This is a genomic window from Gilliamella sp. B14384G12, assembly GCF_016101825.1.
GTDB classification, from domain to species: domain Bacteria; phylum Pseudomonadota; class Gammaproteobacteria; order Enterobacterales; family Orbaceae; genus Gilliamella; species Gilliamella apicola_N.
Map to the genome: position 1 here is coordinate 235,108 of NZ_JACFPU010000003.1, position 13,847 is coordinate 248,954.

Annotated in this window: 8 protein-coding genes; 1 reads left to right on the plus strand and 7 read right to left on the minus strand. The window is 33.1% G+C overall.

From position 1 onward, the window contains the following. Positions 1 to 9: 9 nt before the first annotated feature. The 7 genes from H3S73_RS05605 to H3S73_RS05635 form a co-directional block, all read right to left on the minus strand. On the minus strand, positions 10 to 1,110 hold the full coding sequence (locus tag H3S73_RS05605; protein ID WP_198236090.1) for a DUF6708 domain-containing protein: 1,101 nt from the start codon (positions 1,108 to 1,110) through the stop codon (positions 10 to 12). Beyond that, positions 1,111 to 3,807 (minus strand): T6SS effector BTH_I2691 family protein, encoded by a 2,697-nt coding sequence (locus H3S73_RS05610; RefSeq protein ID WP_198236091.1) that lies wholly within the window; start codon positions 3,805 to 3,807, stop codon positions 1,111 to 1,113. Positions 3,808 to 3,810: 3 nt separating this feature from the next. Beyond that, on the minus strand, positions 3,811 to 4,650 hold the full coding sequence (locus H3S73_RS05615) for a DUF4123 domain-containing protein (RefSeq protein ID WP_198236092.1): 840 nt from the start codon (positions 4,648 to 4,650) through the stop codon (positions 3,811 to 3,813). Between the two features lie 2 nt (positions 4,651 to 4,652). Next, on the minus strand, positions 4,653 to 7,349 hold the full coding sequence (locus tag H3S73_RS05620) for a type VI secretion system Vgr family protein (RefSeq protein ID WP_198248894.1): 2,697 nt from the start codon (positions 7,347 to 7,349) through the stop codon (positions 4,653 to 4,655). Between the two features lie 1,326 nt (positions 7,350 to 8,675). Then, positions 8,676 to 9,722 (minus strand): type VI immunity family protein, encoded by a 1,047-nt coding sequence (locus tag H3S73_RS05625; protein WP_198228989.1) that lies wholly within the window; start codon positions 9,720 to 9,722, stop codon positions 8,676 to 8,678. Between the two features lie 861 nt (positions 9,723 to 10,583). Further along, the gene (locus H3S73_RS05630) at positions 10,584 to 11,375 is read right to left on the minus strand and encodes a phosphatase PAP2 family protein (RefSeq protein WP_198236898.1); all 792 of its coding nucleotides are present in this window, start codon (positions 11,373 to 11,375) and stop codon (positions 10,584 to 10,586) included. Between the two features lie 182 nt (positions 11,376 to 11,557). Beyond that, a complete protein-coding gene (locus tag H3S73_RS05635) occupies positions 11,558 to 12,274 on the minus strand; it encodes a GntR family transcriptional regulator (RefSeq protein ID WP_198236897.1) in 717 nt (238 codons plus the stop codon). A gap of 180 nt (positions 12,275 to 12,454) precedes the next feature. Between H3S73_RS05635 and H3S73_RS05640 the strand changes: the two genes are divergently transcribed. Then, positions 12,455 to 13,783 (plus strand): 6-phospho-alpha-glucosidase, encoded by a 1,329-nt coding sequence (locus tag H3S73_RS05640; protein WP_198236896.1) that lies wholly within the window; start codon positions 12,455 to 12,457, stop codon positions 13,781 to 13,783. The last annotated feature ends 64 nt before the right edge of the window (positions 13,784 to 13,847 follow it).

The window sequence follows — 13,847 nt, forward strand, 5'->3', positions numbered from 1 at the left end:
ATCCCTTTTTTAATCACTATTACCGTAATCAACGTATTTTCCGGTTTTTTCATCCAAAACGCACCACTCTAATCGACTCTCTAAAATGCCTTTTTGTACGTTAGGTGGATAGTCTGATAAGGTTGTTTCTTTGGGTATGGGTTTGCCTTTTTTACCTGCTTGCCTAATCACCTTTGGCCAACGTGGCTGCCAGCATAAACATTCCGATATAAAATAACCTGCCGTGTAAACGGGTAATAGTATTAAAAATACCGGGATTAATAACAGATACATCACTATGCTTTTTGAATTTTGTGCTGCGTGGATCATCGGGCTGATATGGCCACCTAATCCATGAAATGGCATTGGTAAATGGGTGCTAAGTCTTGGTTTGGGTAAATTTTCTGGCCCATCTTCCATATAACGGCGAATAAATTCCCATTCATCTTTATAGTCCTGACCTTTATAGGTATTTTTCCCTATCCCGACTGAGTGAGCAATAGGAAAACCCGTTTTATAAGGATGAAAAACAATTAAATTCACCATATTGGTGCCATCCATATCCGAACCACTATCACCAAAGTTACCCGGCATAATATGATCCCATTTAAATACAACGGTACCGCCGCAATATTTAGGGCGCTGAATATAAACTTGCCTTGTTACCCGATTAAACCGTACCCGTATATGGCGTATGGTAAACAGTTCCAATCGATAAACATAACGAAAATAGCGGATGCATAAATAAAGTGAAGGGAAAAAAACAATAGAATAGAATATGATAGCTATTATATGACTAGCTATCTTATCTGTTTCACCACAATATAACATTATAATATGATTAATACAGTAATAACCTGAACTAAAAGGAATAAAAAAAATTAATAGACTAATCCAAGTGAGAATCCCTCGAAAATTTTCAAACATTCCACCACGAATCTCAAGATAGCGATCGTTATAGGCATAGTATGGGCCAATGGCTCTTGGGTTATTACTGACTGACTCCTTAGTCCAATCCTTTTCAACTTCGCTGAGTTTCATATCACTACTGCTATAACTCATTTCTAATTTTTTTCGTGTCTCTTTTTTTATGGAGTTGCCAAACCATAATAAATATTCACCAATATACATCTATAAAGTCTCCGTAATAGCTTGATTCCAGGTTGTTAATTCTTCAGTTAAATCTGCAAATTTTTTACGGTCTGGTTCCTTGCCAAAACAGCAGCGATCAAACCATTTTTGAAGTGCATTGTCATCAGTAATAATAAGCACAAACGAAACAATTAGTATAATAAATGAAGCCATAAATACAATTCTCCCTATAACAAGGGCACTTCTAAGTGCAAAGCGTCCAATTGAAAGCCCCAAATCAGCTATTTTCACCCAAATGGTTCGTTTTGTACTATAACTAACAATCCTATCTAACCATGGTGCAAGCGTACCTAGTACAGTTACAAATTGCCCAATACTAAGCGCCAATGTTGCCAGTCCTCTTGCATAATATGAAATTTCTAAAATGCTATTCCCAGCTTTACCCTCTGTATATCCATCTATAAAATCTAATACCCCCATTACCCCCCCTGCTATCGTAGATATACTTGCCGACCACAAAAACAACCGACCAAAGGCATTAATAGTAACATGTCCAATTTTAGAATTTGGTTTGTTACCAATGCTATATTCAATTGTGCTTATACATACCTGTAAGGCGGCAGCAATGCTTGTCACTACAGATGTTAGGAATTCGGTTACTTCCCGAATATTATTAATATGACCTGTTTTAAATTTTTGGTATGAATCGTAAGCGCTAAATCCAAGTAAGACGATAGCAAAACGAGTATTGACTAAATCAGCATTTCGGAAGTTTTCTTGTGCAATATTTTCAAGTTGCGGAACCCCTCGATTAGGCACAGCTGAAAATCTTACACGATTAATATTATAACCCTGACGATACATATTAGTCGCGGTTCGATTAAGCGAACTTATGATAAGATTCCCCGCAGCATTGTGGAGGCGCACCTCGGCACTCGATACGGTAATTCTTAAAAAATTTCTTACTAAATCTGTTAATGTCACGGATAATATTGCTATTGGAAATCCTCGTTCTGCTAGTTGATCTATAATAGAACCTACTGTGTTAATATGTTCAGTAAGGTTATTTAATAGTTCAATTGCTTTATTAACATTGGGATCAGTCTCATCTGTTTCAGGAGCATCAATTATCGCAATTGATCGTTGTATATCTAAATATTGATTGATGTCATCAATTAAACTTTTATTGTTAAAAAGGTATGTACGCATAACTAAGTTATCACGAGTTATTTGCGATGCATTCCACCATTGGTCAAGTATATCGGTAATTTCTGGCGAACTGCTTGTTCCATGTAGGCACATACTCATCTGAAATTGAAACATAATTCCGTCGAGTTTTTTGCTTTCATCATAAAGATCTAATGCTGTAATCAATTGCTCCGATTTTAACCATTTTATGTAGTCTTTAGTTCTTAGCTCTGCAAGTTTTTCAGCTTGTTCTGATTTTTCTTTAAAATCATTTTCAAATTTATTAAATTTTTCGTGTGATAAACGACTCCAATATTTTTTTTGAAACTCTTTCTCTGCTAGCTCTTTTGTATAGATAGATTCCACATTTTCGTTATACCATTCTTCACTCTTATCAAGTATTTTATTACTTTGGTTTTTAAGACCTTCAGGAATATAAATACCTTGCATTGCTTTAGTATTCTGTTTTTTTTGCAGCTCAACCGATTTCGAGTAACTCTGTGTTAACTGTTTTATACGGCGATCATGAAATGACTTTTTAAATTCATCAAGTTGTTTTTTAACAATTAGACGATGTTCATTCGAAATCCCTTCATTATCTTTAGCTTCCATCCAGGGTTTCATTCTTTTTTCAAGTGCTTCGTTACGACGATTATTTAAACTTTGTGTAATTCCTATCGCATCATTAACTACAATTGCAGCACCTTTGCGAGCATTTAATTTTTTACAGAGTGATAAATAACGACCATAATATTTCTGAATATCTTTATCAAAAAAAGTGGCGCGATTTGTATATATGTAATGAGTTAATTGAAGTTGTTTGTTAGCATTATCCCGTTCTCCAAGTTTAAATTCATAAGGCAATTTACTACGCAAAAAAGCCTCTTGTTCGGCAATCTCTATTGCCGTTGAAAACTCTAGTATATTTGAAAGTAAAGCTTCATCTTTTATCGATCTCTGACCACTTCGTATTTGCTCTGGTGTCATGCCTTCTAGTTCGAATTCTGGAGTAGTCAGGTAAAACTCTAACCGTTCATTAGTTATTTTATTTGGACTAAAAATAAAATGAATTTTATAGATATCTTTACTATTTTTAAAACTAATATATGAAGCATCCGCTCCGTCAGTAGCTATATTGCAATTATAATTAGGTGGTATAGAGGGTATCGTATTAGTATTTTCAAACTCCGTTAAACATCCTTCAGGGCTGGAAGAAAATACTCGCCACTCTTTATTACCATTTTTATAGTCAATAAGCACATATAAATAACCTTGTCTAAGCATTTGTATACAATAATTAGAGTGTTCTAATGGTAAATTTTTCACCATTTCTTGAGCAAAATCTGGTAAAGGAGGGACTTCTACATTAGCTTTAAGATTATTTTTTATCATACGGTTTTTAGCTAAATAACCGCTAACTGATAACCGAGTTGGTAGAACAATTAAATCGCCTTCTTTTTCTTGACATTTTGGACACCGCCTACCAGAATCGTTCTCCTTAATTTTTGCAGCTGCTATTAATTTAATTAATTCATCTATTGATGCCATATTTTATTCCTGCTCTAATTGTTGCAAATATTTTTTAATTTGATGAATATTACTATTTTTCATCATATTGGAAAATTGATTGTAGGAAGTTCTCTGAAAAAATGGTTCGGATTTTTCCATAACATGATTAACAATATAATCCATTTTTTGTTGTTCTGGCGTATTAAATGAGGCCTTATAAATCCAGTCTAAAATCAATGTTAGAGTGTTTTGTTGACTCCCTGACAAAGGAGAATTTTGTTGTCTCATCATTTGATATTCATAAGCGTTATAAGCTTGAGCAATGTTAATTTTTTGCCATTGATTTGTTGTTATTTCATAATCAATATCTGACAGTATTAATTCTGGTTTGTGATGTAATTCGATATAACTATTTTGCCAATAGTACCAATATTGAGTAACGCCTAATAATTGATTTAATTGTTTTTTATTTAAGATATTTACTAAATGTTTTAAGACATATGGGTCATAAAATCTTAAAAAATAACATTTAGCTTTATACGACATAAACATAGCATTACTAATATGATTTTGTATGTTTTTCACACTGTACGGTGAAATAATTAAAGCAATTGCAGCCGATTGATTATTCTTTAACTCACTAATCACTTGATCAACATAACTTACTCCTTTCCTTATTGTACATAGCTGCAAACATTCATGATCCTGTGAAACCGTATCTTGTCTATCTCGAATTGGTACAATTGATTCAAATTCAAAATTATGCTCAAAGAAAAAATCATCGTTAATTTTTGGATCAATTAATAAATATACCTTGCCAAATCGATTCATTTGCTTAGCTATAATATTACTGATATCTGTTTCTGCTATGTTTTTAATCATTGTTATCTTTCCACAATAATAGCATGCTTATTTGCTTCATCTTGTTGTACACCATTGCATATCGATGGTAATTCCCGTTGAATGTTTCTTTGTGCCGGTCCCATTTTCTGCATAGCATTACTTTTTATATAAACATTATCAGAAGTGCCCAGTTCAATGCCTGCACTGCTGATTTTGATGTATGAACCACCACACATTAAGGTGATTTCTTTTGCAGCTGACAAATCAACACTGCCATCGACACTGTCTATTTTAATATCTTGTTTGGCAGCCATATTCAGGTTGGCATTTTGTGCCTGCACCTCAACATCACCCTGATTGGCAAAGACTTTCATTCCTGATTTATGGGCAAATAGACCGATGGATTCACCGGATGAGACGGTAATGTTTTTTAACGCATTAATGTCAGTTTGGTTTTCACTGGTCACCGATACACTGTTTGAAGTGGACAGTTGAATGTTTTCCGGACTGGTTAAAGCGATACCTTCTTGTGCATAAGCAATAATGCCACTTTGGGCTAATTGGGTTAATGTCGCTTTAAGTTGCTCTTGACTGTCGGTATCTGCGCCATGAGCTTCAGATGAGGTTGCTGCATTTTGCAGTGCTTTGGCAATTGATAACGCATTTTCAAGCTGGGTAATGGCTCCTTGCATATCAAGTTGTTTACCCTGAGCCTTAGGCTCGGTCTGACTGGTCAGGTATAAACCTTTATTGGCAGCAATTGCTCCCCACTCATCGGTGCGCAGTTCAAATCCCTCACCTCGCTGCTCTTTGTTTTGGTCAACTAAATGCCCGATGTTAAGCTGGGTTTTACCGTATTCGGTCGCTAACTTGATGTGCTCTTGTCCGCGCTTATCATCCATCCGCAGTTTGTTGTTAGCAGGAGTACGAATTACATTTCGGTGTTTGTTTATGGCGGTCACATGGTCAGGGTGTTGACTGTCATGCATCGCATGTGCAATATAAGGTCGGTCCGGATTACCGTTAGTAAACGCTACCGCAACTTCTGTGCCGTCAATCAGTGGAAAGTGAAAACCATAGGTACTGCCCGCATACGGTTTAGCCAGTCTTAACCATAAGCTCTCTTCACCGTTTCGCCACTCTTTTAAATCAAAGTTAAATTTAACCCGATAGCGCCCTTGTGTATCAATATAACCATAGGTGTCATTATTCGGACTGGTTACCCGTGCCGGTAAAGTGCCGTCAATAGTCGGAAAAGGAATCGGCTCCGGGCGGTAAGGTTTTAATGGCTGGTAAGGAATAGCGGTAAAACTCAGTTCATAAGCCTCACTGCGGTTTCCCTGACCTTGCACCGTTAATATCATTATCCCTTCATCTATTCCGGCAATCGCACTGCCTTTGATGCGGATATGTTGACCCGGAGCTAAATTGGCCTGATTGCTTTTACCCCGGATAACAATTTGACGGCTAATGGCGTGTTCATGGCGAATGCGAGCATACCATTCACCACTTTCAACACCATTACTCGCATTACCAGAATGAGTGCTAATATCACTGCTATTATCGTTATTATTGCCATTACTGTCGTCGGTATCGATATCACCACTATTTTCATTATCATCATCATTATTATTGATGTCACTATCAATTCCATTATTGCTGTCACCATTGCTATTTAACCCTTTATAATGCTCATCATAACGGTAATCAGTGCCATAAGTGGTATTATCTTTCTGTTGGCTGTTAACTTCACCCAATAAATTCGCCTGTGCATCGCGGTAGTTATAATCTTGTACTTGTACCGAAGATTCCACCATCTGACTGTGTAAGGTTATATCCCAGACACTTTCAACGCCGTTATCCAGTGTGCCACTCGGTTGTTTGTACACAATATCAGCCACCTGCTGATAACCTTGTTCATAATCACTGATGACCATCACATCACAGTTGTGTTCACCATGCGTTTCAAACCGGAAATAGACCCCCACATCAGCAAGCAGTCTTTGAATAAACTCAAGGTCACTCTCCTGCCACTGGGTGATAAATTCACGCTCAGGATATTGCTCTTTAAGTGCTAAACGATAATCAATCCCGGTATAACCATGACCACGCAAGACCTCTTCAACCACACTGATAACGCTTTGATTCTGAAAAATAGCACAGTTATGACTTAATGCCAGTTTGGCTAATTGCGAGGATAAGACAACCTGATAACGGGCTTCATCGTTACTGACTGATAATTGACTGAACTGGGTAATCACACCATAAAGAGTGCGTGAGCTACCTTGAGATAATAGTGAATTTAACGGATTAAGTGGATTAAATTGGGTTAAAGAATTAAGTGAATCAAGTGGATTGGATTGTTTTAATGCATCTAATGGATTAGCCGAAGTTAAGGAATTAAGTGCATTAAGTCCTTGAGTTGCAAAGTCGCTTAAACTGCTAGAATTAGCAGGATTAAAACTCAAACGGGCATTTTGGTTAAGAAAGGATTCAACAGAAAGTTGTTTATCCGAGCTGGTGAAAGTAATCGTATAGTGCCAAGGCTGATTAAGTTGCTCATTACCCTCAACCTGTAGGATTGAAACCTCAGCAGATAAACCATCAATATTTAACGTATAACGATTATGACCGACTCCGTTAACTAAACCTTGCTTTAAACCTTGACTTAAACCATTACCCAATTGATTCACCAAATTGGTTAATCCTTTATCCATGCTATCCTCGATATATTTCATGTGCGCTGCAAATAAAACTTTGTTTTATTGAACTATTTATTATTAATATTTATTTAATATTATTTTTTACTAAAAAATTGATTATTTTAATGATTTACCATTATTAGTTAAATATTTTTATGACGTTACGTTAAAAAAATAATCTAAAGAGCATATAAAATACGCTTTTTTACGTTTTTTGCAATCTTTTTTTAATATTTCTTTAAGTTTAATTACACATATAACTTACTGATATTATTAATTATATTTATAACAAATCATTAAAGATTTGTTACTTAAACATGATCAAACAAGGATTAACAGAACTTGGATTTTGCTGATTTTTTATTAAATATTTTGCACCGAATTTTTATTGAGATTTGTAACTAGAAAATCATTTTTACTCAAACATAGCTATAACCTGAAACCTTTTGGCATAAATAACTAACCACCAATTACAAAAAAATTTCTCTTTAAAAATAACAATAAAATTTTTAAGTAATTAAATAATTGAGTTAAAGATATTTAAAAATTTAATTATATAAATAAGTTATGATTAATTTTGTAAAAAATATTCAGGAGTCTATACCATTTCATCATAAAATCACGCCAATTTTAAATTCAAAGAAAGAATGATCATTGTGAATTGTAGATAGAATTTGGATTTTATGTATTCTGCATAAGTATTTTGTAGAGTGTTTTTTAAATCATTAGGCCTAAAAATTGATTTTTACTCAAACATAGCCATAACCTGAAACTTTTTGACAAAATAACTGATTTTTCAAATATCAAAAATAGTGGCTTTATAAAGCGATCAATTAGGCTATAAACAGGATTTTAGTGTGATTAAATAATTGGGTTAAAGTTAATTTAAATAATCTAATTATATTATTGGGTTATAATTTACTATGTAAAAAATATTCAGGAGTCTATACCATTTCGTCTTTTTAATTGAGTTAAATTTTCTGATATCAATGAAAAGTTATGTATGATTGGAAACATTCAGATTTTTTAAACTTTTCAAGTTTGTGTTGTGTTGTGTTGTGTTGTGTTGTGTTGTGTTGTGTTGTGTTGTGTTGTGCAATAATCTTACATCTAATATTAGTATCTAAAACGATTTTTTTATAAACTCTATTTTTAGCATAAAGCTTTTTTATAAAATAAAACTACAATTTAAAATTAACCATTTTTTTATATAAAATAGATTTAAATCAAAATACATACCCGATCTAAAACTTTTCAACAATAGTCGAAAAAACTAATGTTAATGGTAAAAGATCAGGTATTTTATAATTTAGTTTAAAAAAGCCTAATTATTGGGATAAAACATACTTTAATAGACACATCTCAAGTTTCATTTATCCCAACACTTTCCTCTTCTTCAGATTCCTCTGGAGGAAGATCCGTTGGAGTTACATCGTCAAAACGAGATTGCCATTCTTTAGAAGTTTGGCTATCTTGAATTTTACCGTTATTGGATGTAAAACCAAATGAAGCAATCATTGGAGCTCGTGCTTGTTTTAATAAAGCATTAGCATTAACATAATGTTCAGGATAAGGGTTACGACCAATATCACAAAATTCTGGTACTTCACCAGCCTGAACAACGACTCCCCCATCGTAGGGATGAAAAATAACGCTTTCATCACTATTTTTTTGTTTAACGTCATCGAGACTACCTAATTTTTCAGTAAAAAGCTCTTCACTAAGAATAGTTAGCCAGTTAATACTTTTAAATCCGTCTCTAAAATGTATATCTTCTTCATCAGTGGAAATATCTAAACCTAAATATTTACGCGCTAACTCACCTTCTAAATATTGATAATCATAATATTTATAACGTTGTCTTATACCTAAACCAAAAAAACCATGCATAGGTTTTAAAATTTGGCTGACTTGTCGGATGAATTCTACCATTTTATCAACACCAAAATATTTTAATTCATAAATTGGCAAGTAAAATTGTAAATAACTCACTGTGTTATATTCTTTTTCAACAGATTCTGCTCTTGATAAAACTTTAATTAAATAATCAGGGATTAGATATAGTTTATCTACATTACTCCAATAAAAACTTAAAGTATCTAAACAAAATCCGTTATTAAGTATTATTTTTTGAGCTAAACTGATATTTTGATAACGATATAGAGTATTGGGATCACCATCCCCAAAGCCATGAGTGAGGTGGTCACCCCAATTTTTATCATATAATGCGAGGACTTGGTTAATTGCTTGACGCTTTTCAGATTTATAAGATTTATCTAAATAAAAGCATCCTACTAAACCGACTTTTAAAGCACTTTCGGTGTGATCAAAGTCCAAATAATGACCGAAACCAAATTTATCATAGTTTAGTTTATATTCATCTAAGAGTTTCTGCAATTTATCGTTCATTAGTTTATCCTATCTTTTTATGTGACATTGCATTAGTCAATATCTTATTATATTACATATAAAACGTTTTATTTGTATAAAGGAATTGAGAATTATTAGATAACATATTAAATATACTGAAAAAAATGGTGGCATTATACCTGTAATGGTTTGATTGTTCATTATGAACAACAATTAATAAAGAAATAATTAAATATATCTCATCAACTGTTAAAGTATAATGATTGTAAATAAAATTTTCATGCAACTGTTTAATGAATTCGAATGATTCATTTTTCATACCTTTCTCCTTTTATAATCCCTACATTATTTTGTAATGATTAATATTTCTATATTTTTTTAATATTGAGTTTTTTAGAATTTTGATTTGACATCATGATTATCATTATAACTGGAGTAATTCTACTGATATTGATTCAATTAGTAACTTACAAAAGTTTACAAAAAATAACCAAATGTAATGTATAAACTACCTGTTTTATAATAATTTGCAACCATTTTTATCTGATTATTTTACTTTTTTAAATTAGCCTCAATATTTTGAGTGAAATTTATACAATGATGGTGCGGATACGCTTCTATAAATTGTATTATCACCTCATAGATAGCACTTTTATTTTTTGGGAATGGATAACTCAACCTTATTTTTAAATAAATAATATAGAATTATATAAAAAGAGTTATACAAAAATGGGATATTAATAGTCTTATTAAAAATAACCATAAATCATATAGTTAATACATATTAGTTAATTTTTAATTCTTTGTTCGGTAATTATTTTTTAACCTATTAGGGAAAATAATTTTTCATTATTTTCCCTAATCATTATATAGAATGATAAAAATTCATATCATTCATCTTTATTTATTAACTAAATTAAGTTGATTTTGAACTTCTTCTGTTGCTTTTTTAAGATCTTCTTGAAATTTGGGAATAGTAAGTAAGCGAGAATATTCAACCGCACCCACAAGTCGTCCTGCATCCACATCACTTTGCCAATGAGCACCACAGATCATACGACTCTGACCAAATTCATATCCACGTTTTATAATTGCTTCAGCGTGTGATGGAGCTATTTGAGCAAGAACTAATGCTAAAGTCCACCCGTAAGAAGTATGGCCTGACGGAAACGATCCATTCTGACGTAAACGTTCTTCTTCATCTTCAGGTTGACAGGTATGATTACCGAAGTAGACAAATGGACGCTCTCTATTATATGCTTCTTTCGCTGTTTTAGTCGCATTATCCGCTGAATCCACCAGAAGATCGCCTAGCATTTTATATAGAGTCGGAGTTGTTTCAGGTGAAATTGTGATACCTAAAGGAGCAGAAAAAATTTTAGCAACGTTTGGGGTATGTAAGTCAGCATCTGTGGTTGCCTGTTTCCAACGTTCTGTTCCTTTAAGGTTATACCCATGAAGATAAGCAATTTTGTCTGCTTCAAATTCAGGAGTACCTTCTTTTGGATAGATTGGCAAATAGGCTTTACTACTTACAGCTTGCTCAGCAGTATGATAAGTAATCCCTATTTCATGACCTAAAAAATCTTCAGTTGAGCCTTTTTGAAAAGCGAATGATGATGAAAAAAATAGAGAACAATAGAGTGCAGAAATCAATATTGTCAGTTTTTTAACGCTTACATTTTTTTTCATTATTTACTCCTATTACCTAATTTATGATTAAACAACAACGAATTAACTATGGAGAACTTGAAATTATAAAAAAGCGATTAACTAATGGAGCACTAACGCTCTAAATTTTTTTAGACTATAAAATATACGATATTTTTACAGTTTACAATAATATTAGGATTTTTATCTTTCATAATTAAAAGCTAACCTAATCCCCTACGGGCAATGTATTCGAATCGATACTGAAATCCTCTTAAATATTGAATACTGTATTCAAACCTTTCCCCAGTCTTTAATTCACTTACTGAGCGAAGCCGTAATATTGGATGGTTTGTATCAATATTTAAATGTTTAGCAACGATATTTGTCGCCAAAACGGGTTTTACATCTTGCTTACTATGGGATATTTGATAGCCTTTCTGGTGCTCAACATAGTAGTACTTTGATGATTGCATGACTTTAACGCTTAAATCAGGAAATAATGAGAGTGGCATATAGCTTTGTTCTAAAATTTCTGGCTCATCATCAATTGTTCTTATACGTATTATTGAAAATATTGACGCTCCAACTTCTATTTTTAATTGTTTAGCAATAGCCGGTAAAGCTTGTTCTAATTGAAAATGTATTACTTTTGTGCCCGCTATTCGACCTAACGAAGTAATATTTTCATCAAATCCTTTCAATTGAATCGCATCATGCTTGGCTGAATTGTATTTTACATAAGTCCCACTTCCTTTGATTCTCTCTACTAATCCAAGATTTTCTAATTGCTCAAGCGCTTTGCGAACAGTCACACGACTGACTTTATAAAGATCTTGTAAAGCCTGCTCTGTAGGTAACACATCTTCTAAGTCCAATTCACCAGAATAAATTTTTTGTTCAAAAGTTTCAGCTATTTGTCGGTATAGTGGTTTTGCCATTTAAAGTCTCAACAAATTAAATTTATGTCATTTTATCATTTAATTAGCAAATAGAGGTTAAAAATATTTTGTGATCATTTTCACATTTGTATTAAATAAGTATTATTTTAAATAATACTTATTGCTAACATATTTGTACTTTATTTGTTTTTTTAGTCAACAATACAATTAGGAAAAACTATGAAAAAGATAAATTTAACTGTTGTTGGGGCGGGAAGCACTTATACGTTAGGTATTATGAGAAGTCTGATTACTGAAAAAGATAACTTTCCTTTAAAACGAGTTGTTTTCTATGATATTGATGCACCACGTCAAGAATTAAATGCTAAAGCAACAAAAATAATGTTTCAGGAACTTTATCCAGAAATTGAAGAATTTATCTATACCACAGATAGAAAAGTGGCTTTTGAAAAATCCGATTTCTTTTTTATGCAAATCCGAACGGGTGGATTGAAAATGCGGGAACGTGATGAGCAAATTCCTCTTTCGCATCAGTGCGTAGGTCAAGAAACCTGTGGCGCAGGTGGAATGGCTTATGGCCTACGTTCTATTGGTGACATGATAGATCTTATTCGTGAAATCCGATGTTATCAAAAAGAGGCTTGGATCTTAAACTATACTAACCCTGCCGCTATTGTTGCCGAAGCTTTAAATAGAGAATTTCCTGATGACAAACGAATTTTAAATATCTGTGATATGCCTGCGGCTATAATGGTAAGTTATGCCAAATTACTTGGCTGTCAAATTTGGGATTTTGTACCTGAATATTTTGGTCTTAATCATTATGGTTGGTTCACAAAAATAAAAAATAAACAGGGAGAAGATCTTACTCAAAAGATTAAAGACATTATCTTAAAAGAGGGTATTAGTGCCGTTGATTCGATTATTGCTAATGACCCTTCTTGGCAAGCAACTTTCAAGAATATGGAAATAATGTTAAGGGATAATCCAGAATTCCTACCAAACACTTATTTACAATATTATTTGTATCCGGAAAAAATGGTTAGTAAAGAGGATATCAATAATACTCGAGCTCGTCAGGTTATTAATGGACGGGAAAAACAAGTATTTGAAATGTGCCGTCGCATCATTGAAAAAAATTCAATTCAAGGGGAAGATCTTCATGATGATATACATGGTCGGTATATGATCCGCGTAGCGTCATCTTTAGCGTACAACAAAGGCGATATCTACCTTGTCATTGTTCCCAACAATGGCGCTATTAATAACATTCAAGATGATGCAATGGTAGAAATACCATGCATGCTCACCTCTGATGGACCTAAATCGTTTACTATCGGTAATATTCCAACATTCCAAAAAGCAATGATAGAAATTCAATTAGGTTATGAAAAACTTGTCGTTGATGCTTGGTATGAGGGTTCGAAGCAAAAACTTATTAATGCATTAACACTAAATAGAACAGTGGTTAATGTACCTAAAGCGAAGACAATCGTCGAAGAAATATTAAACGAAAACAGAAAATATCTACCGCAATTTTTTAAATAATTAATTTAATTGAAACAAATAACACTAGGTTTGCTATCAAACCTTAGTGTTAGCATAAGTTATC